Below are 26,764 nucleotides of genomic sequence, written 5' to 3'. Positions count from 1 at the left end.
ACTGCTATAACTTTATCTGTTTTCAATTCTCCGGAAAAGGCTTTTGGAGGATGGATTTTTTTAATTCTTCCAAATCAGTGATTTTATTTTGGTAAATAACTTCCAGCTTTTTTGTCTCAGAGGAAAGATCATCGAGTTTTTTCACAATAGTTTTTTGTTCCGCGAGTTGGGGAATGTATAAGGGACAATTCAAGATGTCGTTTTTACGCAAATTTGTTTGATTTTCTCCATTATTGAAACTCAACAAATATTTATGTCTATTAAACTGGTAAACTAAAAAATCATTATCAAACACCTTTGAACAAATAGCTCCAATTCGTTGATTTAATGTGTAGGTGTCATTTTTATCAATTAAAAAACACTTAGCAAGTGCTTTGCCGTTGGGAACATCACTCATTACAAAGACAATGTCTCCTATAAACAAAGGAGAGAGAGCATTATTTGTTCGCTTACCTTTTTCGCCATCAGAAGAAATGAACTTGGAATTCACAAGAATGTACTTTCCCTTTTCATCAATATGTTGTTCGTGCGCTTGCCCATTGCGAAATTCACAAACCTCTCCTAGTGTTTTCTCCTTCCAATCGTCGCCTTTATTCTCAAACACCCCCTGCAAATAACTCTCAAACACCTCCCTCGCATTCTTCAGATTTTTCTCCGCATTCGCTTTAGCTTTGTCGATGGCGGCGAAGGCTTGGTCTAAGATGGAGACGATGCGTTTTTGTTCGAGGAGATGTATTGGGTAGGTAAGATTGAATTGATTTTCTAATACTGATCTTGCTAGTTCAGTTTGGCCGCTGGCACCAGCACCACTTTTCTCTATTTCATTTTCTATATAAATTAAAGCATAGCCGAAAAAATCGAGGTAAAACTTATCTTTAAGTGGACGCACTATTGAAACATGCGAATCAACTGTTATTCTATCAAAAGGCAAATTTTTAACTTGAGCAACTCTCCCAAGAGTTCCTTCCCCAGTTGAATTGACTAAAACATCGCCAATCCTTATAAACTTATCAGAACCCACAGGTTTACTTGTATCGTCATGTCTCCTTGCGGGTTCGAAATTTAATTTATGATCTCGAATGCATTTTTGATTGAGAACAACAACACCATTCTTCTCTACATATATTGGAGAAATCCCTCTTGATATTTTTTCGCACATTTCTCCGAGTCTTTTACACTCCCAGCCAGGCTTCATAGTAATTCAGAAATTGAGTTCAAAATCTCCGCACTCTCCTCATCGAGGGCTTTCATCTCCTCTAATATTTTCTGCGGCTCACGAAGCGTAGCTTCTTCCTTTTTGTTTGGGTTCTTCACGCTCAAGTCGAAGGTGGTTTGGTCGATGTCTTTTACATTTACCGTCCATGAATTTTCGCTGTTTGCTTTTGTCTTTTGGAGTTTAACAAAGTCGGCAAGGTCGTTTTCGTTGAGAGGATTCGTCTTTCCTAAGTTCCTGTCAAGGTTGAGCTGGTAGAACCATGTTTTCTTCGTCGGCGCACCTTTTTCAAAGAACAAGACAACGGTTTTCACTCCGGCACCCGTAAATGTTCCGCCCGGCAAATCAAGTACGGTATGCAGCGTGCAACTTTCCAAAAGCAGTTTGCGCAGGCTGATGGAGGCGTTGTCGGTATTGCTGAGGAAGGTGTTCTTAATAATAATGCCGGCTTTCCCTCCCGCCTTCAACATCTTAATGAAGTGTTGCAAAAAGAGTGAAGCCGTTTCGCCGGTTTTAATCGGGAAGTTCTGTTGTACTTCGGCGCGTTCCTTTCCGCCGAAGGGAGGATTTGCCAGGATAATATCGAAGCGGTTTTTCTCCTGTATGTCGCTGAGGTTTTCGGTGAGCGTATTCGTGTGTACGATATTCGGCGCTTCGATACCGTGCAGAATCATGTTCATGATTCCGATGATATAAGCCAGGGATTTTTTTTCCTTGCCGTAAAATGTTTTTTTCTGAAGCGTAGTCACATCGGAAGTGGAGAGTTTACGGCTCTGCTTCAAGTATTCAAAAGCTTCCACAAGGAATCCCGCCGAACCCGCGGCGCCGTCGTAAATCTTCTGCCCGATTTCAGGTGCCACTACTTTTACGATGGTCTTGATGAGCGGACGAGGCGTGTAATATTCGCCGCCATTACGTCCCGCGTTGCCCATGTTCTGGATCTTCCCCTCGTAGAGGTGACTCATCTCGTGCTTTTCGGCATGGGTCCGGAAGCGCAGTTCATCAATGCGGTTGATCACTTCCCGCAGGTTGTATCCGCTTTGAATCCGATTTTTCAGTTCGCTGAAGATCTCCCCGATTTTGTATTCGATGGTATCCGCGCTTTCCGCGTCGGTCTTGAATTTCTTGAGATAAGGAAACAACTTGTTGTTCACGAACTCTTCCAGATCGTCGCCCGTCAGGGCCTTCTGGTGATCGAGCTTGCCATCCTTGGTCTTGGGCGCAGCCCACTTCGTCCATTGAAATTCGGGTTTGATAATGGCGGTGTAAGCCTTCCCCGAAAGTTCGGCCGCCGTCTTCTTGTCTCGTTCCAGGTCATCGAGATACTTCAGGAACAAGACCCAGGATGTTTGTTCCACGTAATCCAGTTCACTCCCACATCCCGCATCCTTGTGAAGGATGTCGTCGATGTTTTTGAAGGTTTGTTCGAACATAGTTATTCTTCGTTTTAATCTAAATCATTTAAGGATTAAGAGATTCAATTCAAGAAGGCATTCCTGAAAGAAGCCCCGTGTCCACCACATACCTGGTTTTACCTCTAAATCATTGGACATACCAGAATAACATTAAAACCGAGGGTATCAGAAAGTATTATTCCCCAATATTAGTAAAAATCCAAGTTTATGTAGCAAAAGCACCGGAATCTGTTCCGGCAGGATATAGCCCGCCCTGATAATCTAGATTAGAGGCAACAAACGGGTGTGCTGGAAGCACTATCGTGTTCGGGAGGTACTTTGGTACGTCAGGGGAGGAGTTAGATGGATTGTATGAGGTGTTTTGGGGTTCGGTCAATACGGGAACTTGAAAGGTGCTGTTTTCCGCTTTTCGGGGTTTTCCAGATTCCGGAGGGTTTAAAACAACCTTTTCGATTCAAAGAAGTGCTTAAACGACTGTAAACCAAATATATATCAGTAGTAGTCAATATAATCGGAAGAAATAACCCCTTAAAAAACATTTCTGCCATCATCACAATCCTAATACTATCCACTATACGCTCAGTAAAAAACGCTATCGGCTGCCGTATAACAACTCCGTGGGGTAGTCCAGTACCGCAAACAGGAGATAAGGCTTCCAACGAAGCGTTTTGGGGACATCCAATACCAGAGGTGGGTAGGTGCTTCTTTTGCCTTTTCAGAAAATGGCTGGAGGGAATGTGCTGCGGGATAAATGGGGCTAAGACACTGGTTGACTCTGGCCCGAAATGGGAAATGATCGTTCGTCGGAAGGAAGCCTTAACTTTATATTCTTTTAAAATTATGAGAGAAGTAATCGGTAATTTTTTTTGACAACTCTGCATTTTCCCTTTCTGTCATGTTAATCTTATAAGCAAGCATATTCACCGCTCCAAAATGTTTGATAAAAAATTTATCAAGTGAATCCGGATCAAGCCAAACTTTCGTTGCAGTCAACTTGATTAAATTACTGCAACAAAAAGCAATCATTTTTAAACCAGCTCCATACTTTGTAAGGAAGTAAAACCAATAAGGAAATTGTGTATCGAGTTCCTCAATAAATTTTTTCACTTCTGGAATTTCCCAAAGTTCTCTTGGGTCGTTCTCGTAACCACCTACTGAGATTTCGACTCGTTCAAAAAAGTACAGAATAGTTTCCTTGTCTTCAAGCAGCCGGTTGAGTGTTCTGAACACAGGTTGGAAGTCGTTGGATTCTATTTCCTGTTTGCTAATCTCAATAATTAGAAATTCAGTAAAGTCCATTAGTTTTTCCATATACCTTATTGTTTGGGGTAGCTATTAACCGTTTCACTGCTGTCCATTGCGTGAATTGGGATTTATCCTTCTACGAACGCAACGAAGCCTTAGTTGTTAGCAGCAGTTATGCTTCATCGTTAACAAATTATTTATTAGTCAATAAGTGACTAACATTGTAATCCATTGTCACACTATTTACAGTTCCCTCAATAATTTCAGTTACAGTTAGCTTCCCATTAATATCTATTTTGTATTTCGTTATCAAACCCGCCTTTCCTGCTGGCATCTCAGGAATGCCAGAAATATTAAATGACCCGATTAGTTTATTCCCACTCGCATTTTCATAAATTCCATATCTAATGTCCACACTTGTTTCAGTTTGATTATCTTCAACTGTATGAAAAGTATTTTCTCCTTCAATTGGAATTACTGTGCCTTTGGGAATAAGAATAACAAATCCATCTTCGATAATTTCTCTACCAATATTTGTAATCGTTTTCCTTTTGGTTAAGATATTAAGAGCAACTGCCTCTTTTTGTATTTGAAAATTGTTTGGTGCAAGTTGAAGTGCTTTCTCAACGATAGAAGGCATCTTAGTTTCTCTTGATTCATACAAATAATCGAGAGCTAAATAATTTTCTGCTCCAAAATAATTCTTGTTGTTGATTTCGGTAATTGCAATTTGACTTAATGACTTTACTTTAGGAAGTCCCGATTTAATTCTTTCAAAATCTTTAATAAAGTTCAACAAAAGGTTTTTCTTACCAGCATGAATTATAATATTCTCTTCGTTTTTGTTTTCGGAATAATAAGTCCAATTGTAAGAGCCATTTATTAATATTTTATCATCAATAATGCAGTACTTATTGTGCATTGGCTTTTCATTGTCTCCGAAATAAAAATCACCTCCAATATCTATGAACTTTTGAAAGTTGAGTCCATCGGTTCTATTGTTGATGTAATCATTTATAACTATTAGTTCAACTTTAACTCCATCTTCAATTTTAGAACAAAGAGCATCAAAAAGTTCATGGTTGGTAAACCAACAAACACCAACTTTGATTGTGTGTTCAGCTTTCAAGATTTCGCCAAGAATATTTTTACGAATGTTGTTGAAAAATACTTTCTCCATTGTTACACTGTTTGAAATTTGTAGGTCGTTAAATAATTGCCGTTAATATTTCGCTAACCGCAACCCAGTTGCAACTTACAATAATGATAAGAACTAATCAACCCCACTAAGTCCAAGTTGAACTACCATGTTCTATTTTGTGAAGTCGCATAAACTCTCTAAATAATGAGTAGGCTTCATTAACACTAAATCTCTTTTTTATTTCTTGTAATAGTCCCTGCCTATCTCCGGGTGTTAAATTAAAAATTGGATAGAATTTATTTACCTCTTCAGGCTCTATTGTATAAGTATATTCATAATCAGAATCCCCCATAGCCCCCTCGACCGATTTGCCAATATCATATCCATCAAAGCACAACTGATCCTTCTCGTTAAAGTAAATCTCCATAGATATTTTAATATCCGGTCTTTCTAAGTAAAACAAAACTACTTTTTCCATGTATTTCAAGTGTCTATGCAACTATTACTTTCAGGGATTAGTTTACTGTCGCTGACTTCGATCAATGATAGCTTGTTGAAGTTCAGAATATTTTACAGATTGCGTAATCTTTTGCAATGAGTTTAGTGTAATCGAACTTTGGCTTCTTTTATAATTGCTGATTTCAAGTGTGGAAACAACATAAAATTCCCATTGATCTAAATTCATTGGATCAAGAGTCGGTTGGTCTTGATGTTTTAAAAGGCAAAAAACATAAAAATCAGAAGGTCTGGATGGTGTGGGATCTTGGATATTTGTTGAGCGATCCCAATATCTGGCAGCCTTGATTGAGAAACTTATTTTTGAAAGGTACTCTTGAGCCCAACTCTGAATGTAAGCTGCGGATTTCACTTCAATTTTAATTCCTTCTGGACTTATCAAATCATAGGCGCTCCATTCGTCGCGTACATTTTCCATGTTAATACCCAAAGCTGAAGCAACAATAAATTCAGCGAATCGTCCACGAGTCGCGTTACTAATTAGATCCGAGACGCTCCACTTCCAAAAGTCAATGAGTTTTATACCTGTGGGTGAACCATTAGTATTCAATTGCTCCTGGCCGGATTTTATTTTAACATTTATTTGAGGGAGTTGATGTGACATAATTTTGAAGATCGTTTAGAACAATTGCAACATGTCTAACAGCTTACTCTTGCTAGTCCTAAATGTGAGGTTAAGTTACAAAACATTTATTTACCCAGCTCTGCGGAATGTTGTGTGATAGCCCGTGCGAAAGGTCATTCCGCCGCGGAGGTGGGTGGCGATACTTTAGCTGAATTACTTTTCGAAGGGCCAGGGCGGAATGAGCCATCGTACAATTCCACAAATACATTAATCACACGAATAAGGCATACAAGTGATTTGAGCTTTCAACCTTCACTCCCATCCAGGCAATTCGACCCTCAACCGGATTGTTTTTGACCATATTTAATATAATTCAGAGTGACGGCCCCTTCTCAATTCACAATTAAAACAGATATCCGGCAATGTTTAATTTTGTATTCAAAAGCAAAAAAAAGTTTAACTTTGGATAGAACATCTTCAATTTAAGAATTTTCCTTTTCATTTTGGTTTGATAAGAAGTACTCATGCAAACACCCGCAGACGAACTGATCCATTCCCTCAGCCCTGAAGAAGTAAATGCTATCGAAAACTATCGAAGGTCGAGGCACACAGCAGTACTTGCTATACTTTTTTCAGACATTGTAAACTCGACATTTGCAGTAGAAAAGTATGGAGAAACAGCATTTGCTAAAATCAGACACCTGCACGATGAACTGTTTAGATCTATCATTCCTCGCGATGGCGCGGGTGTAATCGTAAAAGAGATTGGTGATGCTTTTCTCTGTGTGTTCGCTGAACCTTCTACTGCAGTTCAGCGTTCCGTGGAATTCCAGAATGCAATAACAGCAAACCGGGCACACCTTTCAATTAAAGATTATCACCTGACTGTACGAATAGGAATTCACCTCGGACAGGTTGCAATCGAGAATAACCTTGCACCCGATATCTTTGGTAAGCATGTAAACAGGGCAGCAAGGATACAGTCAATAGCTCAGGGTGGACAGGTACTCACATCACAATCAATTTGGGAGAATGCAGCCGGTTGGTTACAAGAAAATAGCAAGGAAAATATTCAGTCAATCTGTTATGGATCAACCAGATTGAAAGGAATTAGTGAGAAATTGAAAATCTATGGTTTCTACAATGGAAATCAAACACCTCCTCCTACACCTGAAATATTTAAAAAGCAACAAAAAAGGAAAGGTCTCCTATCGATAGCAATTTTACTTCTTGTTATTTTGACAGGCTACTTTATCTATTCAAGTTACTCTAAACTAGCAACCAATTCCAATTTAGTTAACACTGATAAAGTCCCTAAAACATTCTATCTCCAATTCAACCTTTCAGAACTTTCTAAGAAAAACAATACTTCTGAAGAGTACATTCATTTCGTCAGAGATACAAATGCCCTCATTGACAGAATGACTTCAGTGTTGCTTTCTGTCATCTATCCGGACTCACTAGTCACACTCCAGGATGCGAAAAACTATTTCAATAGGCAGGGTCAATTTTTTAATGGAATACCACCTGAAAATTTTGACGCTGCCGGAGATTCCTTGGGGGTTTCACGTTGGGCTTCAATAAAAGTAAAATGTGATAAATCAGATGCAAAAGATTCGATCGTTTTTGAAATCAATGCATATAACAGGATAGCAGATAGCCATAATACGGATCCAATCTGGGCGGGAGGAAGTTATATTGAAAGTATTGGAAATTTTGATGCGGATTTCAAATCCGATTTAAGAGAAATATTTGATAATTTAATCAAGCCCAGATATCAATTTGTTGTTTCGGATTTTTCAAACAATGTCCTGTTGATCAAACCATGCTTGTTCGATATGCCAAGATTGGCTAAGGGAACAAAACTGAAATTGTACAGGCAATATGCAGAAGACGAAGGAATTAAAAATTATTTATCAGAATTGACAATCGAAATTTTTTATAATTTACAAAAACTTGATACCCTGTATAGAGTCTCAGGCAGGACCACGCCTGAATTCATTTCAACATTCCTCTCAAAGAAAAAAGAAGGTAGGTTCGATAATAAATTAATTCTTCAGTTGAAAGATAAATTGAAATTACTTTCACTTAATGAGTCAAAATCCGGTTTTAAAGAATCTGAAACTTTAATTCAAAATACATCTACACATGTCTTGAATTTCAACGAAATTATTACTAGGCCAACTTGGATAGTAGCCTATGAAAGGTATTTTACAGTAAGGGCCAAGGTTGTGGAGTGTTATGACTCACTCATTAAAGCTGGTTTCATTCCAGAAAATAGTACCCCATTATGCATTCCAAAAAAAGGGGACTTTGTGGAAATCGAATGAGTTTAGCACAGTTCTGCAGCATGTTGTATGAAAGCCCGTGCGAAAGGTCATTCTTCCGCGGAGCTTGCTGACGAAACGTTGTCAACATCACTTTTCAAAAACGGTTCAGGCGGAATGAGCCATCGCACAATCTAGCCCGCAACATTACCCAGACAAAGGTTAATAATTTACAAATAAGTAACCTTATTTTTTCGATACCCAGCTCGGCGGAATGTTGTGTGAAAGCCCGTGTGCGAGGTCATTCCGTCGCGGAGGTGGGTGGCGATACTTTCATTGAAAACTTCTCGAAGTGCCATGGCGGAATGAGCCATCACACAAACCCGCCCACAACATTCCGCCAAGCAACTCAGGTTCATAGATGCTCAATAGGATCAAAGCTCAGATGCTCGGCGGAATGTTGTGTGAAAGCCCGTGCGCGAGGTCATTCCGTCGCGGAGGTGGGTGGCGATACTTTTACTGAACTGCTTCTCGAAGTGCCATGGCGGAATGAGCCATCACACAAATCCGCCCACAACATTCCGCCAAGCAACTAAGGTTCATAGATGCTCAATAGGATCAAAGCTCAGATGCTCGGCGGAATGTTGTGTGAAAGCCCGTGCGCAAGGTCATTCCGCCAGCTCGGCGGAATGTTGTGTGAAAGCTCGTGTGCGAGGTCATTCTGTCGCGGAGGTGGGTGGAAATACTTTCATTGAAAACTTCTCGAAGTGCCATGGCGGAATGAGCCATCACACAATTCCGCCCACAACATTCCGCCAAGCAACTAAGGCCTTAGCATCCACAACGCAATTTGCCATCGCTCCCCAAGCTCGGCGGAATGTTGTGTGAAAGCCCGTGCGAGAGGTCATTCCGTCGCGGAGGTGGGTGGCGATACTTTCATTGAAAACTTCTCGAAGTGCCATGGCGGAATGAGCCATCGCACAATCCCGCCCACAACATTCCGCCAAGCAACTCAGGCCTTAGTATGCTCAACGAAATTTGCTATCGCCCCAACCCTTCCATGGCTTTCCTTCTAACAACTGACTTGTATTGAATCCTTATAAATAGATATAAAATATCCAGCATATATAGATTGTATTTCAACTTTAAGAATTGGATTATTGCACTATGTCTTACGCATATCAAATCCACAAACAAGAGGCTACATATTTTTTAACACTGACCGCTGTTGAATGGGCAGATGTTTTGCTTCGTCCACAACAAAAGAATATCATTTGCGAAAGCCTCAACTATTGCGTTAACGAGAAAGGATTGGAAATTTTCGCCTACGTCATTATGTCAAGCCATATTCATATGATTGCACGAGCAAAAAATGAAAACCTGAGTGCAATTATCCGTGATTTGAAGAAATATACAAGTAAACAAATAATCAAGGAAATAGAAACAAGCAATGAAAGCAGGAAAGAATGGTTGCTGGAACTTTTTCAAAAAGGAGGAAAAAAACAAAAAATAAAATCAAAGAATCAGGTATGGCAATACAATAACCATGCGGAAGAAGTTTATAGTGCAAAATTCACATTATCAAAAATTCACTACATCCACATGAACCCGGTAGAAGCTGGTCTTGTAAACAGACCCGAACAATATATGTATAGCAGTGCAATCGATTATGCAGGAGAAAAAGGCCCTGTCATTGTATCGACTTTGAATTTACATAATTTGTATACATAACATACCTATTCGCTAAATGTTGCTTAAAAGTTCATGCATGATTTTATTCGTCAATAGCATTCGGCTGATTTAATTTCATAGTATTACTTGTCGACAGCCCATGGCGGAATGAGCTCTCGCACTTACCCACCCACAACATTCCGCCAAGCAACATATGTACACAAATTCAAATTGGAATAAAGTCTCAGATGCTCGGCGGAATGTTGTGCGAAAGCCCGTGCGCAAGCTCATTCCGTCGCGGAGGTGGGTGGCGATACTTTCACTGAAAACTTTTCAAAGTGCCATTGCGGAATGAGCCATCGCACAAACCCACCTACAACATCGCCAAGCAACTCAGGCCAAAGCATGCCCCCGTTCGGCCTAATTTTCCATCGCTAGGTCAAGTATTTAACACAAGCCCATACGCAGGCTGACCTAGTCCCTTCGGCAGGATTTTCATGAAAAGATGAAACAACACGAATGTGGTTAGCCGGTTAAGCACAGAATGGTGGATTGAAAAACACACGGGCTTTGGTTGTATGAGAACAAAACGGGTGATTTGTTTATAGGAGAGAAACCTAATAAAAAACGAAAAAGTAAGAAAAAGTAGTAATTTTAGCTTATCTTATTACTTAGCAGTACTAAACAAACAGTATCATGGCAAACTTATTCTGGACCCCAAAAGGAAAGAAAACTATTGAACTAATAACCAAACCATTTGGATCTGAGCAGGAGTTTGAGGAGTTTGTGTTTAATAATGAAGACATTCTACAAGGCATTACAATTTTGAATCGGCAGATTCGGGGAGGCCGTAAGCCGGGAATCCCTGATATGGTGGGTATTGATGAAGACGGAAATGTTTGTGTTATAGAGATGAAAAATGTTACCGTTGATGAGAAAATACTTCCTCAGGTATTAGCATATGCAATTTGGGCAAAATCCAATCCTGATGCGATAAAAAACTTATGGCATGAGTTGGATTTGGATGACGACCTAAATGTAAATTGGGATAATTATGAAGTTAGAATTATTGTGATTGCACCAGAAATAAATCCTGTAGCTTTAAATTACATATCATCCATTCAATATGATGTTGATTTTGTTGAGATAAAAAGATGGATTCATAAAAAGGACATATTTCTTTCGGTTGATTACCTTGAACAAATTCACGAGAAAAAGACCGGTCCAACAAAAGGACTGGAAATATATGACAAAGCATTTTATGAAAAGTCGAGAAATAAAAAGAGTGTTGTAGAGTTTTTAGGTTATGTAAGGGAAATGGAACAGCTTCTGAAAAAGAAAAACATCAAATTGGAAAAAAGATTTAACAAGCACTATTGTGGCTTTAAGTATGGATTTAATACCATATTTTCAATTGCATGGCTTGGATCTAAATCATTTGGATTCCGACTGAGGATGCCAGAATCAGAATTGAAAAAAGTTAAAGTTCCTGGTATTGAAATGGTCTATGCTCGTGGTGAGGGCAGATTTAAAATCACACCTGGTAAAACGAAAGCGAGCACTTTTTTGCCATTAATAAAAAAAGCAATTGGTGAAAAGACGGAAGAGTGATATTCTATCCCGCAGTACAGGATTTGCAATTCCTCACCCCAGCACGGCGGAATATTGTATGAAAGACCCTACCTGATGTCATTCCGATGAGACAAGGTATTGTCGATTTGGTACGGTGGTGCTAGTGAGGATTTTGAAACAGCTGCAGAAGATCTGGTTTGAAAGAATGAAAATAGTATTACCTTTCATTTCACTACAAAAAGCGAAGTTTTTATAGATGGGACATAGCAGCCTTTTCCAATGCAACTCCTGCAATTACTCGACCCGAATTTCGGGCGGACCGGATGCGATCATGGCGGGAGCTACAAATACCTATGTTTGCAACGATTGCCATTCACTTCAGCAGCTTCTGATATTAAACTTTAGCAAACGAAGGAACCGTCGGTCAAAAAAAGGAGATCCTGTTGTTACGGGAAACCAAACTGAACTACCTTCAGGAGAATACGACTTCTTTCCGCCTTACTGCACTGACTGCCATAGTAAAAATCTGGATGTTTGGGATACTCAACAGGCTTTGTGTCCGAAGTGCGGAGGAAAAATGGGGAAGATTCCTGGGGAAGATTTGTGTGAGGATTGAAGGGGGTAGTTCAATGAACAAAACCCCAGCTCGGCGGAATGTTGTGTGAAAGCACGTGCGCAAGGTCATTCCGTCGCGGAGGTGGGTGGCGATACTTTCATTGAAAACTTTTCGAAGTGCCATGGCGGAATGAGCCATCACACAAATCCGCACTCCAGCTCGGCGGAATGTTGTGTGAAAGCCCGTGCGAGAGGTCATTCCGTCGCGGAGGTGGGTGGCGATACTTTCACTGAAAACTTTTCGAAGGGCTATGGCGGAATGAGCCATCACACAATCCCTCCAGCTCCGCGGAATGTTTTATAAAACCTGGGCGCAAGGTCATTCCGCCGCGGAGGTGGGCGGCGATACCCAGCTCGGCGGAATGTTGTGTGAAAGCCCGTGCGAGAGGTCATTCCGCCGCGGAGGTGGGTGGCGATACTTTCATTGAAAACTTTTCGAATGGCCATGGCGGAATGAGCCATCACACAATCCCACATAGAAATTCCCTCATGCAAGGCAGTCAAAACACCTCATTCACACGAAATGCTCCCTCACAACAGTGTTATGGAGAATTTTCATTTAACCACACACATTTTATTAACCCTCTTCCCCCCAGCTCGGCGGAATGTTGTGCGAAATCCAGTGTGATAGGTCATTCCGTCGCGGAGGTGGGTGGCGATACTTTCACTTAAAACTTCTCGAAGTGCCATGGCGGAATGAGCCATCACACAAACCCGCACACAACATTCCGCCAAGCAACTCAGGTTCATAGATGCCCCAGCTCCGCGGAATGTTTTATAAAATCCAGCTCGGCGGAATGTTGTGTGTAAGCCGTTGCGCGAGGTCATTCCCCCCTGCTCGACGGAATGCTGTGCGAAAGCCCGTGCGTGAGGTCATTCCATCGCGGAAGTGGGTGGCGATACTTTCATTGAAAACTTCTCGAAGTGCCAAGGCGGAATGAGCCATCACACAATCCAGCCCACAACATTCCGCCAAGCAACTAAGGTCCATAGATGCTCAATAGGATCAAAGCTCAGATGCTCGGCGGAATGTTGTGTGAAAGCCGGTGCGCAAGGTCATTCCGTCGCGGAAGTGGGTGGCGATACTTTCATTGAAAACTTCTCGAAGTGCCATGGCGGAATGAGCCATCACACAATCAAGCCCACAACATTCCGCCAGGCAACTCAGGCCAAAGCATGCTCAACGCAATTTGTTATCGCCCCTACCCATCTATAGCTTTTCTTCTGACAACTGAATTACATTGAATCCTTATAAATAGATATAAAATATCCAGCATATATAGATTGTATTTCAACTTTAAGAATTGGATTATTGCACTATGTCTTACGCATATCAAATCCACAAACAAGAAGCTACATATTTTTTAACACTGACCGCTGTTGAATGGGCAGATGTTTTGCTTCGTCCACAACAAAAGAATATCATTTGCGAAAGCCTCAACTATTGCGTTAACGAGAAAGGATTGGAAATTTTCGCCTACGTCATTATGTCAAGCCATATTCATATGATTGCACGAGCAAAAAATGAAAACCTGAGTGCAATTATCCGTGATTTGAAGAAATATACAAGTAAACAAATAATCAAGGAAATAGAAGCAAGCAATGAAAGCCGGAAAGAATGGTTGCTGGAACTTTTTCAAAAAGGAGGAAAAAAACAAAAAATAAAATCAAAGAATCAGGTGTGGCAATACAATAATCATGCGGAAGAAGTTTATAGTGCAAAATTTACATTATCAAAAATTCACTACATCCACATGAACCCGGTAGAAGCTGGTCTTGTAAACAGACCCGAACAATATATGTATAGCAGTGCCATCGATTATGCGGGAGAAAAGGCCCTGTCATTGTATCGACTTTGAATTTACATAATTTGTATACATAACATACCTATTCGCTAAATGTAGCTAAATAGTTCATGCATGATTTTATTCGTCAATAGCATTCGGCTGATTTAATTTCACAGTATTACTTGTCGACAGCCCATGGCGGAATGAGCCATCACACAACCCCGCCCACAACATTCCGCCAAGCAACTTAGGTTCATAGATGCTCCATAGCATCAAAGCTCAGATGCTCGGCGGAATGTTGCGTGAAAGCCCGTGCGCAAGGTCATTCCGTCGCGGAGGTGGGTGGCGATACTTTCATTGAAAACTTCCCGAAGTGCCATGGCGGAATGAGCCATCACACAAACCCGCCCACAACATTAAGCCAAGCAACAGTAGCATTCTCACTCACAATTCCCAAATCTGCGAAATAACAGTTTAGCCTTTTGCCACTGAATTCTAAATTTCGGGTTTTTCATTACTTTTATCTGATCAAAATTCTTCCCATGACTGCCCTGCTTCGTATCAATGCTACTCTGAGACATGTAACTCCAAAGATTTGGAGAGAACTGACCATACCCGGAAATTGCACCTTTCATGAAACGCATGCAATCCTTCAGCTGGCTTTCGGTTGGGAGTCATACCATCTCTACCAATTCCCTTTGGACAGGGAAACAATAATAGCTGATCCTGAAATGACGGATGCAGAAGAATTGGGTCGCAACCTGATAAATTCCAGAACAACTTTAATCGATAAAATACTGACTGATAAAGGCAAGTCTGTACTTTATGAATATGATTTTGGAGACGGATGGCAGGTGGATATCCGTGTGCTTGAAGCATTGGATGGCCTGAAATTATCATTGCCTGTTTGTCTGAAAGGAGAACGTTCAGGTCCCCTTGAAGATAGTGGTGGACCAAGTGGTTATATGAATCTGATAAAAATCATGTCAGATAAAAAGCATCCGGAATACAAAGAAATCAAAAAGTGGATAGGAGCACCATTTAATCCTGAAGAATTTAATGCAGATGATGTTACTGAATCACTTTCATCCTATAAATCTCTGGCACTTGAATTAAACGCGGATGATGATTTTGAAGATGAAGAATTTTTAGAAGAAGAAGAGGATGGATTCGAAGGGAAGGTAAGTGCAGTTATCATCCGACCAACATTGGACGCTCTGAAATACAAACAAAAATTAAATCCAAAATTTAAAATTCCGGAGCATGCTGTTCATTACCATGATTTGGCTAAAGTTTTCATGATCCCTTACATGGATGATTCAGAACTTGCTTTTGATTTCATGGAAAAAAATCATGGGATGGTACTGCTGGAAATGTATACACGATGGTTCGGAGAACCGGCAAATTGGCCACAAAACCTGGATTGGAAAACATTTAACAAATATTTCTCAGTTGAATTTGAATCGGAAGTGGATATATGGCCGCTTCCTCTGGAAGAAAGTGCAGACAACTGAAGACAATTTATGAGTTATGAGTTAAAAATCCGGCAAAAATCCGAAGGCGTTTACTTTTTAGCATGAAGAATTACTCCTTTTTTCAATCGTCCGACTGATCTTCTTGAAGTTGATTTTTTTACTTCTACTGATTTCAATTGTTCTGTTCTGCCATCAGGAAACTCCTTGTACAAAACACCATTTTTCATGTATGTAATGGATAAACCAAGAGCCTTTGTGGCTCGGATTGCGTTTGCAGAACCCTTCCTCCCAACTTTTACAAGAATAGCAGTTTGTTTCGCGTCTCTTCTGAATACGGCTTTGGAGGCTTTTTCAGAGGACGAACCGACTTCAGCTTTTTTTTGCGCACCTCATGCACCAATTTGGGTCTTTTTAATTTTGCCATTTCAATTAATTCAGATGCTTCAAATTTACAAAAACTTCCATCCTATTCTACTGAAAATGTTTAAAACATACGCTCAACAGAACAATCCTGCTCAGGAAATGTTGTGCGAAAGCCCGCTTGAAAAGTCATTCCGCTGAGAAGGTAGGCGGCGATACGTTCACTGCATTAATTTCAGAACGGCCAGGGCAGAATGAGCTATCGCACAATCCCGCCCATAACCTAATGCGAGGTAAAAGGTCACTACCAATCTTCAATCAACAATCTAAAATCTAAAATCTAAAACTAGCTCGGCGGAATGTTGTGTGAAAGCCCGTGTACAAGTACATTCCGTCGCGGAGGCGGGTGGCGATATTTTCAAGAACTGCTTTTCGAAGTGCCATGGCGGAATGAACCGTTTTACTTGCATGCACACATTATTCTCTGCAACGAGACGATAAAAAAACTTCCCTGCAGAAAATGGCGGGAAGTTTTGTCAACGAATATTGTCTAAGTAGAATTAGTGAAACATTCTATCAAGGTTATTTTAATTATGATAGACAACAAAACTAAATGCAAAATCCCAGGGAACAGGTGGAGCAAGCACCAGGAACATCTGGAAAGTATTTATATCCAGTTGAAAACCGTTTGGATCAGGAAATGCCGAGGCGAAACATAAGGGAGCTGCCGGTGTAACAACACAAGTATATGATCCGTCAAAAGTGATTCCTGATATTCCAATCTGGTACACGCCCGGTCCAACATGAGTGGGTGTCTGAACATTCGGAGTTGCGTTCATTATTGAACCGTCCCATTGCACTTTACCATATGCAACAGGTATCATATTGGCAGTACCGGTAGGAGTAGCGGTGATTTTATTCCCTGTATTTATGTTACCGTTTGTATTTATATCGCCCCCTTGTACATCAAGCTTTGTCGAGGGACTTGAAGTGCCTATTCCTACATTTCCACCGTTTGTAACCGAAAGTTGTTTAGTAAAGTTGGTATAAATATCAATGCCATATTGGTTTGGATTTGAACTCAACCTGTTTGATGCCAGTCCTTCTCCACTTCCGCCGGAGAAAGTAAGTCCGTTTTGAAGAGCCACATTCCCGGATCCTTCTGATCCATCACTCAGCCCTAATTTATCTACATCCATTCCACCGGCTACAGATAAGCTTTTGTCAGGTGAATTTGTATTAATACCTACGTTATTTCCGTTTGGATTGTAAATATAATTTCCATTTACTAACCAACTGTCAAGTGACTTTGATGCTTGCAACGCAAAAGGCACGCTCAGCAATTTAGATGAACCCATATCCGTATAAGCAGTGCCCCCGGCAGGATCAATCTGTATGTTCAACCACTTGCCTCCCGTTTTCCAGTCAATAGCGCTGAAAGTGCCAATTACCGGGTTGCCGCCTCCTACTTCCAATGAAAATATTCCATAGGCATTGGTAGTTGCAGTTTGAGTTTCCTGATAATACGCCAAAGTACCCAGGGAATCTGTAATAGTAAGCTGCACCCCCACTTGTCCGTTAGCTATGATTGCATTGTTATTTCTAGCCACGGCCTGGTAGTTGAATTTCTGGGGAACCTGTGCATAAATAAGAGTGCACAGCAACATCGCTATGCCGGATAATACTAATAGTTTTAGCGCTTTCATGTGTAAGTGGATTTTAGTAGTAAAATAATTTTATTTATTGATTAAATTTTTAATGAATAATTTTAAAAGTTTGATTAAATACTCCTTGATTGGATTGATCAAGTACTGCCAGTGCATATATACCTGACGGTAGTTTACTGACATCAAGCTGCATTTTGCTTTGAAGTTCAGGAACTGAAATGAGTTGCAAAGTATGCCCAAGCATGTCAACAATCGAAATGATCATTTTGCCGGTGTTTCTGCCTACTACTTCAAGATTGAGAAATGTAGTTGCAGGATTTGGATAAAGTACAACAGTAAGATCAGTGTTCGCAACAGGCCGAACAGCCACGTCCTGAATTATCCACGCATTGTTTTGGAAACCCCTGAAAGAGATCATTGCCGGAAACACTTAATGTTGTCACCATCGTCATTTCAGCAACTGTAGAGGAAAGGGTGAGCGTTCCGTTGGTAAAATTACCACCGCTGCTCGCCACCACAGTTTTCGTCAATTCAGGCTGTGCATTTGCAGTAAAGCAGATGCCCATGCACATTACAAAAATAAAAGTTAGCTTAGTCATGAGAGTATAGAGTTTAATAAATTCGTTAAATTGGGTCGGGCAATGTAGTGTACCCACTTAATAATAACTATGATAACAATCACTATTTACAATCCTTAATAATATTCGTAATCAAGAAGGAAATATTCAATTTTAAAATCGCGACTCTTTTGCCTGATTTAATTTGGATGGTCATCTATCAGATGATACCCCAGCACGACGGAATGTTGTGCGCGAGGTCATTCCGTCGCGGAGGTGGGTGGCGATACTTTCACTGAACTACGTCTCGAAGTGCCATGGCGGAATGAGCTATCACACAATCCCACCAAGCAACTCAGGTACATGGATGCTCAGTAGAATCAAACCTCAGATGCCCGGAGAAATTGTCTGAACTGAGATTTACCTGATTTATTTGATTTCACTGAAGTGTGAGGGCTCTATTGAGTTTCGATAAGAAATTTTTTTTAAAACTCCAACAAGATGACGAAACTGTCTTAACTGTGATTTAGATGATTAATAGATTTCGTGAAGTGTCATGGCTTTATTGAGTTTCGATAAGTAAATTTTCAAACAGATCTCGAAAAGGTACACAGGAATTCAAGTTGATTAATCGCTAATCATAAAATCAAATAAATCATCTAAATCACAGTTCAGACAACAGAGGGAATGCTATATGAAAGCCTATGCACAATGCCAATCCTCCCCTGAGGTAGCTGGCGATCCGTCGACAACATAAATTTCAAAACGGCCAGAGTAGAATGAGCCATCACACAATCCCGCCCATAACATAATGCCATGTAAAAGGTCACTACCAATCTTCAATCATCAATCTAAAATCTAAAATGCAAAAAATCCAAAATCCTTCACTATTCAATGACAACTTTTCTCCTCAAATCTTTGATCACAACCTCATAAACTCCCATCGGCAAATTCTGAACCGGAATCATGAGGATGTTTTTGCCGGCGTTCAGTTTCTGAACCAAATTGAGTACACAACTTCCTTTGGTATCAAAAAGTGAAATGTTGGTATGCTCCGTCACTGAAGATTGTACATCGAGGCGAAGGGTTGTGCGCACGGGATTCGGATAGACTGACAAATCCAGCGTCGGACTGCTTTGAGGCTTTTCGATGGCTGTAAACAGACTGGTGTCCTGAATGATCACGTACTGTCCGCCTGAAACGAATAATGGCGATGAAAGCCAGCTGAGTTCGCTGTTCTGGTTGTTGAAGTAATGGAAGCGATCAGCTGCAGGTGATGCAGAAAGCCAGCTGGATCCAAAATCAAAACTGTTGCGGTTAAACATCAGGAATTCATTGGCTTCATTGGCAGCACTCAGATTTTTTAAGCCGGAGAAAACGATGCTATCGGGAGAAGTATAAGACAGATTGTTACCGTAATTATTCAGAATAAAATATCCCGGAACCGAAGGCCGTGTATCCGGCAATGCATCAGGATTGCTGCGCAGATGAAAGGCTACCATCTCACCGTCTGGATAAGTGCCGGAAGCAGGTAAATACATTTTTAAATCCGCTGCCGGAAAATCATGCAAGCCCTGAGTGTTCACCATGGGATTGCGAGAGACTGTACCGGTTCCAACTGGCGCCGTGGAAGTGACAATGGTATTTTGCACCGTTGACACAGGAATACCGTTAACAACATCATATACACAAGCCGTTGCAGGATCCAGCTGATCAAACTGAATGTATTTCACCAAACCACTTTCATTCAGCGGATCGCTTTGAATCAAATGCATCTTCTCCCTCACTTCGTTTTGTGAAAGTGTATAATTGTAAAACTTCAGCTCATCAATCTGCCCTCTGAAATAACCACCCTGGTTATGAATATCCGGATTGATATAAAAAGGTGCCTGTGTAAAATCCAAAGCAGGCATCAGGTTGCTGTTAACATCCGCGACTTGTCCGTTCAGATAAATTTTTACTCCAACAGGCGAATACGTGAGCACCACATTGTTCCAGCGGGTGCTGTCCATCACGAGTCCGCTGTAATTTCCATAATTCACCTGTTCATCCGTATAACACAATTGCAGGTTCGGTGTGTATCCTGAAAATGTAATGCCAAGTCCAAATCCATAATTCGGAGAACCCGGACAACCAAAATGTCCAACGATCTCCGCGAAGGAAACCTGCAAACCATCGGGCTTCACCCAGGTAGAGATGGAAAAAGTATTGCTGTTAATATTCACTTTCCCGATGTCCACCGTACGATTGACCGTGGACAAAGCAATGCAATTACCGATCACGGTATCAGGCGAACAATAACTTTGCGGGAACTGAACCATGTTGTTAAATGTTCGTGTATCACTGTGTCCAAAGCCATCCGTAACGGTTAAAGACACATTGTAAATTCCCGGAGCAGAATACAACACTTTCGGATTGCGGTCACTCAGACCACTCACCCAGGAAGATCCCGGAAAACTCCATTGCCAGGTAGCACCTGCATAATTGAGCATGGAGTAATCGTAAAACTCCACGGTATCTTTTTCACAACCCAGATATTCTCTGTTGCACATCGCCTGAGCTACAGGTAAGCCCTGCGTATAAAGCGGACTTTCCATGATGCCTCTCAGTCCGGGGAGACGAATTTTATTGTCACGATAAAATATCAATGGACATGCTGATGCGAGATGATTTGGAAATAATCCTGAAGAAAAATTATCCCAGTCCGACATGGTATTGTCGCGGTAAAACATTTCGGAAGGGTTGTCCTGTGAAGTGGCATACACTCCCCCATCCGTTCCTCCCTGGAAGTTCAGCGAGTAAATATATTTTCCATTAAGAGCTGTGCCGGTGTAATTTGTCCAGTGTCCGCCACCATCTGTCGATTTAAAAACCTTCGCGTTGGCAGGACCATAGGCCATACAGATGTATACTTCGTTTTCATCCTCCGGATTAACAGCGACATCCGCGTTGTAATACTGATAGGCAACCGGAAGTGTCAACGAGGTCCAGGTGGTTCCGTTATCAATTGCCGTTTTATAGATTCCGTTTTCCGTGAGTACATACATCACGTTTACATTGCTGCGCGCAATCTCAAAACGCCAGACGACATCACCGGCTCCGAAATTTTTAAACGCTGTATACGACTGACCGGAATTATTGCTTCTCCACAGAATGCTATCCTCCCCTACATAAAAAACATTACGATACCATGGATGCACTACCAGCTTTCCATGAAACTGATAATAATAATTGACAACCGGCCATTTTGAATTTATAAAAATTCCGTACTGAATTGGATCTGCCAACGAAACCGGAATTTGAGAAACACCGATATCATTGTGACCAACTGTGCGCTCGCGACCAGGAAACACATGTCCTGTCCCCGATTCCCCGCCACCGAGATTAAGACTGTTCCCTGCGCCATAGTTATCACTGAACATGGCGTCGTCTCCATTGTGATATCTTCCGCCGGTCGTGATATCTTCCTGCCATCCCTGACCGAAGCCCCAATAATTGGAGCCGGTAATTCCATGATTGCGTGTTATCGCGTTCGCGTTGTCGGAGAAAAAATCTGTGGAATGAATCACTCCTCCGTCGCTGCTGATGTATGCATCTGTCGGCGTTGCCAGCATGCATTGAATATCCACATGCATACTAATAGGTCCTCCCGCGTAACCACCCAGCGGAGAAAAATTATAACCGCCATCAGTAGATTTGTAAGAGGATGTTGTCGCAACAATAACATTGTCGGCATTATTCGGATCAGCCAGGATATCAAAATCATAATAACCCTGTCCGTTCGACATGCCCAGACCGACAGTAGTACTGCTTCCGCCCAAGCCGGTGCCGGTTGCCAGCACAGTTACGCTCCAGGTAAAACCGCCGTCAATGCTTTTCAAAAGCGTTGGCGGGGTGATATTCCCAAGCGCGCAACAATATACTATGGAAGGATCAGCGATGCTGGTCGCAAAACGGGAGCCGGTATTTTCTACTGAAGTATTGCTTCCTGTCACGTCACTGAAAGAAACACCACCATCCGTAGAAACAAAAATTCGCAAAAGATTCCCAACTGCACCCGAAACAAAAAGTGTATCACTGCCAAATGCACGTGCCCTCACATCATACAGCTGATCCATTCCGGTGATCCCTGTTGAAGTGGTCCAGGTACTCCCACCGTTATCACTGTAATACGCCACAGCACCACCAATTGTCACCACACGGCTGTTGGGTAATACGATGATTTTTTCACCATTTGCACCATTGAAACCGAGATCTGTCCAGTTGATTCCTCCATCTATTGTTTTGATGATGGCTAAAGACAGACGTGCATAAACAATATTTTCATCAGCAGGATCAATGGCTATAGAAACCGGAGCGTTGGCAGGAAGTGAATTTGAAACACAAGCCCAATGCAAACCTTTATCGACAGTTTTAAAAATCGCTCCGTCTTCTGTTCCACAATAAAGCAGGTTATCGTTCGATGGTGCAATGGCTATGGAATAAACATTCGCGTGATCAAAAGCCGGTCCGTAGTTATTGGCACCAAAGGACTCGATGGGTCCGAGCTCTGTCCAGTTTCCGGACATGTTTGAAGAAGATCTCCGGGTTTGATTTCCGGTTGCGATGCGTAGTTCTTCGAGATATTTATTCTGATCAATAATTACAGAGCCGTCCGATTGAATAGCCTTCAGCATTTTCATCTGGATTCTCCAACGGATGTAGGCGATTTCATAGGGATCTTCCTTTTCTCCGGCACCACCATTTGCATTTACATCCTGTACTTTTTCACGCCTCTCCCCTTCGTTTCGGACATATTCATCAGATTTTTTATACTCATAGATAATTTTATCAATTGAATACACATTCGGAGCCGACCAATCAACCTTCTGAACCCATTGCGGAACCGGAATACTTGCTGGAAGATGAAAAGGATCTGTACTTGCGGCCATTAAATAAAAAGGACAGATCATGATCAGGAAAAATGAAAGCTTAATATTTTTTTTCATGGTTGGCATTTCTTTTAATACAGGGTGGGAAAGATTGAAGGTTTGAAGATATTGAAAAATGGTAATAATGCGTCCTTATTTGTAGATTAAGTTGAACCAATATCTGGTCATGTTCCTGAGAGCAGCAATTCTCATCGTTCAATTTAAAAAAATGCTTTCTGTTTTTAATCGCAAATCAATTTTCCCACTTCACCTATGATTTGACCCCATTGATCAAAATACCCAAAAGAATTAACTCAGACACACGGAATAATGGACGCAATTTCGTTCTTTTGATTAATGAAGCCATACTCTCTGATCCTTTTCCTCTTTTCCCTCTTTGCCATTTCATCAACGGCACAATCACCACGTTGGGTTAAGCTGATGAATGATCCGGCATCAAATTATTTTGATGTGGTGAAATCTTATGAGCAGTGGAAAGACAGTATGATCCGGATCGGAAAGGGTTCTCTGGTCTCCCGAATTTTCGGAAAAGAAAAACTCGAAAAAATATCGGAACTAAAAGAAGAAGGCGAAGATCACTTCCGGCATTGGCAATTTTTCTCAAAAGACAATTACGATCTGCAGGGAAATCCAAAGCCATCGGAATCGATGAATCCTGCTTTCGCCACTGAACGCAGTATTCAGGTCGGAAATAACAACGCGCAGATCCAGGGCAGCTGGAAAGCCCGGGGCCCTTTTGACTCACAACCTTCACTTTCCGGTGTAACAGGAGCGGGTAAAGGGATTGGAAGGGTTTTTCCTTTTGGAATCAGCCCGCCGGATACGAATATCATTTTCACCGGAGGATCCGGTGTCGGTACCTGGCGATCCCTGGATGATGGTCAGCACTGGGAGATCCTGAGTGGTCCGGGCGGTGGATTAAGAGACGTAAAATGCCATCCCCTTAACCCTGCTATCTGGTACTTACTGGGAAGAGGAAATTTGTATAAATCCATTGATACAGGAAGTACATGGAACCTCATCTATGGATCGGAGGCTTATACCGGAAACATTTTCGTCGATGCGTCACAACCTTCCACGGTGTATCTCACGCTGAACAACCTTGGTTTGTACAAATCTACCGATGAAGGAGCGACATGGCAGTTCATGAATACCACTATCCCCTGGGCCATCAAACCCGGAAATGCGGATGTGCTTTATTCTGTGAGCGGAAATGTGTTCTTACGTTCCATGGATGGAGGGTTGACATTTGATTCGGTAACTACTATTACACATCCGGGCGGACTCTTCAGTATGGCTGTCACCCCCGCGGATTCCAACTGTATCTACATATCCTATCAGGCAACATCGAATGGTGGCGTGGTGGTTTCACTCGATGGCGGGAATACATTTACCGAAGAACCGGTTTCGACAAATACGAATTGCTACTTTGTAAATCCGATGATTGCCGTTCATCCTCAAAATAAAGATCTATTGATGATGGGCGGTGAAATGTTGTCCAGATCCACTGACGGTGGCCTCACCTGGGAATTTGCATGTACTTACTCTTACGATTCAACATCAGTACTTCCCTTTGTTCATCCGGATCACCGCTATCTTGCATTTACAACAAGCGGATCGTTCTGGGATGGTAATGACGGTGGCATCTACAAAAGCGAAGATGCCGGAGTGAGCTATACCGATAAAACCACCGGTCTGGATGTTTCGCAGTTTGTTTCACTCGACTGCTCCCCTCAGGATACTTCCATCTTCCTTTGTGGAGCCTGGGACAATTCAATTCTTGTCCATAAAGGCAACGGCTGGAAAAATACTTTTGCGGGAGATGGATTTGATGTCTCCATCAATCCCGGTAACCCGGATAATTTTTATGGAAAAAACCAATACGGTTACTGGCGCACTTTTGATGGTGGAGCCAGCTATGATCTTGGAAATTATTTTGTCGGCTTGAATGAAAATACATACAGTATGAGCACCGGTTACCCGGTGCGATTCAATCCGATCAATCCAAATTCGTTGTATGTAGCGGTTCGCAATGTTTGGAAAAGCACCGACGGCGGGGACTCCCTGCACCCGATTTCCGGTTTCGTCAACTCAAGTGCCGGAGGATTTTTATTTGTTGCCCCTCACGATACAAATACAATCTTCACCAGATTTGCACGTACACACAATGAAGGGCTAAGCTGGACTCCGATCAGCAAACCTGTTTATGCAGTGGATCCGGATGAAATCAATAAAGTGTGGTCTGTTCAAAATGATCAGAACCATTATTCCATCTGGTTCAGCAACGATACAGGCAATACATGGCAAGAATTACCTGGTTATGATGTGAATTTCAATTCATCCACTATCAACATGGAATGTTTGAATACTACGAATGATGGAATCTTTCTGACAATTGGCGGGATGATTTATTACCGTGACAATACTTTGAGTAACTGGCAACCCTTCACGAACGGCTTCCCGGGTGCACCTGTTACAGGAATCAAAGCAATGCCTGATGTAGGTATTGTTAGAGTTTCTACTCTTGGCAGAGGTGTGTGGGAAAGCGGTTTCTTTGTTTCCGGTCAAAGTCTGGTCACAGATTTTATGCAGGATAAAACAACTGTTTGTCCGGGCGACAGCATCCATTTTTACGACAACAGTTTGAATGCCGGCCCCGGTTTCGCGACAACCTATCAATGGTCATTTCCCGGTGGTACTCCTCCTCAATCCAGTCTGGCTTTTCCTGCAGTGATGTATACCACTCCGGGTACGTATGATGTGAGTCTCAGGATGAGCGGCTCCAATGGAAGCGATAGTCTGACGAAGACAGCTACAGTAATCGTAAACACTCCTCCCACCCTTTCCGCTCCATTCATGGAAGGTTTTGAAGGAAGCGTCTTCCCTCCTGCCGGATGGAACTGGAATCATTTTCATATCGGAACAAATTTTGGACAGAACAGATTTTATTCCGGATACCAGCAATCCAATTATTCCATAAGCTATGGTTCATGGGTTAATAACGGTATACAACAGGATTTTTTCATCTCTCCGGTGATTGATTTGTCAGGCGTTCCTGATCCGGTTCTTCAATACGACAGACTTTACGCTTATGATTACATTCCCGCTGAAGCAGACACCTTCAAGCTTTTTTATTCTTATGATTGCGGGATTACGAAACATTATTTTTTCAGCCGTGGCGGTCTTGAGCTCAAGACTGACAGCGTTTATACAAACTATAGTGTCAGTTTTGATTCGTCATCCTGGACAACAGATACTGTTTCATTGTATGCGATAGCATCACAGTCACCTTTTCAGATTGGATTTGAAATCAACAGTATTGGTCGTTGCGAACTTTTCCTTGACAATATTCAAATTCTGTCAATGCCGGGAGTAAAAGTACCGGACCTGAATTCTTCAACTGAAGAGCTGGATGTTTTTCCCAACCCTGTCCATTCAGATTATACCGTATTGTGGAAAAGCTCCGGGAAACACGAAGGTGTTTTAACCCTTCATACTGTAACCGGTGAATGTATTTTGCGAAAAAGTATCAAGCCCAATATTCGCATTCAGCTTTCAGCTTCAGATCTCTCTACGGGAATTTATTTATTGCGAATAAGTGATGGCACACAGAGTGTCTGCAGGAAAATTATTAAGTAATTCAATTTGCAATTACTACTCCTACTCAGTCAGGAATAGATTTATAAATCTTTGTTTAAAAAATATGCCTGATGAATTTAGAATAAAATAAATTCATCAGGCAAAATTTGTGTAGCACTTCTCCGGGG

Annotated in this window: 20 protein-coding genes; 9 read left to right on the top strand and 11 right to left on the bottom strand. The window is 41.6% G+C overall.

Going from position 1 to position 26,764, the window contains the following annotated elements; all coding sequences use genetic code 11:
* Positions 1–22 precede the first annotated feature (22 nt).
* The 6 genes from IPP86_12010 to IPP86_11985 form a co-directional block, all read right to left on the bottom strand.
* Positions 23–1,195 (bottom strand): restriction endonuclease subunit S, encoded by a 1,173-nt coding sequence (locus IPP86_12010; GenBank protein MBL0139239.1) that lies wholly within the window; start codon positions 1,193–1,195, stop codon positions 23–25.
* Entirely contained in the window at positions 1,192–2,646 is a 1,455-nt protein-coding gene (locus IPP86_12005) for an N-6 DNA methylase (protein ID MBL0139238.1), read from the bottom strand. The genes IPP86_12010 and IPP86_12005 overlap by 4 nt, the downstream gene beginning before the upstream one ends.
* Positions 2,647–3,450: 804 nt before the next feature.
* Positions 3,451–3,939 (bottom strand): chlororespiratory reduction 6 domain-containing protein, encoded by a 489-nt coding sequence (locus IPP86_12000; protein MBL0139237.1) that lies wholly within the window; start codon positions 3,937–3,939, stop codon positions 3,451–3,453.
* A 127-nt stretch (positions 3,940–4,066) separates the two neighbouring features.
* Entirely contained in the window at positions 4,067–5,053 is a 987-nt protein-coding gene (locus tag IPP86_11995; GenBank protein MBL0139236.1) for an Hsp70 family protein, read from the bottom strand.
* A gap of 106 nt (positions 5,054–5,159) precedes the next feature.
* Positions 5,160–5,492 carry a hypothetical protein gene (locus IPP86_11990; GenBank protein MBL0139235.1) on the bottom strand — a complete coding sequence of 111 codons (333 nt, stop codon included), beginning with the start codon at positions 5,490–5,492 and terminating at the stop codon, positions 5,160–5,162.
* A gap of 42 nt (positions 5,493–5,534) precedes the next feature.
* Positions 5,535–6,134, bottom strand: a complete 600-nt coding sequence (locus IPP86_11985) for a hypothetical protein (GenBank protein ID MBL0139234.1) — start codon at positions 6,132–6,134, stop codon at positions 5,535–5,537.
* A 485-nt stretch (positions 6,135–6,619) separates the two neighbouring features.
* Here IPP86_11985 and IPP86_11980 point away from each other — a divergent pair, with 485 nt between their 5' ends.
* From IPP86_11980 to IPP86_11950, 7 genes are all read left to right on the top strand, one after another.
* A complete protein-coding gene (locus IPP86_11980; GenBank protein ID MBL0139233.1) occupies positions 6,620–8,425 on the top strand; it encodes an adenylate/guanylate cyclase domain-containing protein in 1,806 nt (601 codons plus the stop codon).
* A 1,104-nt stretch (positions 8,426–9,529) separates the two neighbouring features.
* On the top strand, positions 9,530–10,093 hold the full coding sequence (locus IPP86_11975; GenBank protein ID MBL0139232.1) for a transposase: 564 nt from the start codon (positions 9,530–9,532) through the stop codon (positions 10,091–10,093).
* A 636-nt stretch (positions 10,094–10,729) separates the two neighbouring features.
* Positions 10,730–11,644, top strand: coding sequence for a hypothetical protein (locus tag IPP86_11970; GenBank protein MBL0139231.1), 915 nt, complete (start codon positions 10,730–10,732; stop codon positions 11,642–11,644).
* A gap of 217 nt (positions 11,645–11,861) precedes the next feature.
* On the top strand, positions 11,862–12,221 hold the full coding sequence (locus IPP86_11965; GenBank protein ID MBL0139230.1) for a hypothetical protein: 360 nt from the start codon (positions 11,862–11,864) through the stop codon (positions 12,219–12,221).
* Positions 12,222–12,266: 45 nt separating this feature from the next.
* Positions 12,267–12,524, top strand: coding sequence for a hypothetical protein (locus IPP86_11960; protein ID MBL0139229.1), 258 nt, complete (start codon positions 12,267–12,269; stop codon positions 12,522–12,524).
* A gap of 1,015 nt (positions 12,525–13,539) precedes the next feature.
* Positions 13,540–14,079 carry a transposase gene (locus IPP86_11955; protein MBL0139228.1) on the top strand — a complete coding sequence of 180 codons (540 nt, stop codon included), beginning with the start codon at positions 13,540–13,542 and terminating at the stop codon, positions 14,077–14,079.
* A gap of 470 nt (positions 14,080–14,549) precedes the next feature.
* Positions 14,550–15,521, top strand: a complete 972-nt coding sequence (locus tag IPP86_11950) for a plasmid pRiA4b ORF-3 family protein (GenBank protein ID MBL0139227.1) — start codon at positions 14,550–14,552, stop codon at positions 15,519–15,521.
* A gap of 50 nt (positions 15,522–15,571) precedes the next feature.
* On the opposite strand, the gene IPP86_11945 is transcribed toward IPP86_11950, so the two are convergent.
* Positions 15,572–15,709, bottom strand: coding sequence for a hypothetical protein (locus IPP86_11945; GenBank protein ID MBL0139226.1), 138 nt, complete (start codon positions 15,707–15,709; stop codon positions 15,572–15,574).
* A gap of 7 nt (positions 15,710–15,716) precedes the next feature.
* Between IPP86_11945 and IPP86_11940 the strand changes: the two genes are divergently transcribed.
* A complete protein-coding gene (locus tag IPP86_11940; GenBank protein ID MBL0139225.1) occupies positions 15,717–16,043 on the top strand; it encodes a hypothetical protein in 327 nt (108 codons plus the stop codon).
* 386 nt (positions 16,044–16,429) lie between these two features.
* Here the strand turns inward: IPP86_11940 and IPP86_11935 are convergent, their stop codons facing one another.
* The 4 genes from IPP86_11935 to IPP86_11920 form a co-directional block, all read right to left on the bottom strand.
* Complete coding sequence (locus IPP86_11935; protein ID MBL0139224.1) at positions 16,430–17,548, bottom strand: hypothetical protein; 1,119 nt, start codon at positions 17,546–17,548, stop codon at positions 16,430–16,432.
* 49 nt (positions 17,549–17,597) lie between these two features.
* Positions 17,598–17,879 (bottom strand): T9SS type A sorting domain-containing protein, encoded by a 282-nt coding sequence (locus tag IPP86_11930; protein MBL0139223.1) that lies wholly within the window; start codon positions 17,877–17,879, stop codon positions 17,598–17,600.
* On the bottom strand, positions 17,851–18,108 hold the full coding sequence (locus IPP86_11925; GenBank protein ID MBL0139222.1) for a hypothetical protein: 258 nt from the start codon (positions 18,106–18,108) through the stop codon (positions 17,851–17,853). The genes IPP86_11930 and IPP86_11925 overlap by 29 nt, the downstream gene beginning before the upstream one ends.
* 845 nt (positions 18,109–18,953) lie before the next feature.
* The gene (locus IPP86_11920) at positions 18,954–23,054 is read right to left on the bottom strand and encodes a PKD domain-containing protein (GenBank protein ID MBL0139221.1); all 4,101 of its coding nucleotides are present in this window, start codon (positions 23,052–23,054) and stop codon (positions 18,954–18,956) included.
* Positions 23,055–23,333: 279 nt separating this feature from the next.
* Between IPP86_11920 and IPP86_11915 the strand changes: the two genes are divergently transcribed.
* Positions 23,334–26,636 (top strand): T9SS type A sorting domain-containing protein, encoded by a 3,303-nt coding sequence (locus IPP86_11915; protein ID MBL0139220.1) that lies wholly within the window; start codon positions 23,334–23,336, stop codon positions 26,634–26,636.
* The last annotated feature ends 128 nt before the right edge of the window (positions 26,637–26,764 follow it).

Source organism: Bacteroidota bacterium (assembly GCA_016720935.1).
Taxonomy (GTDB): Bacteria; Bacteroidota; Bacteroidia; order AKYH767-A; family 2013-40CM-41-45; genus JADKJP01.
This window is presented reverse-complemented; position numbering and strand designations above follow the sequence as displayed.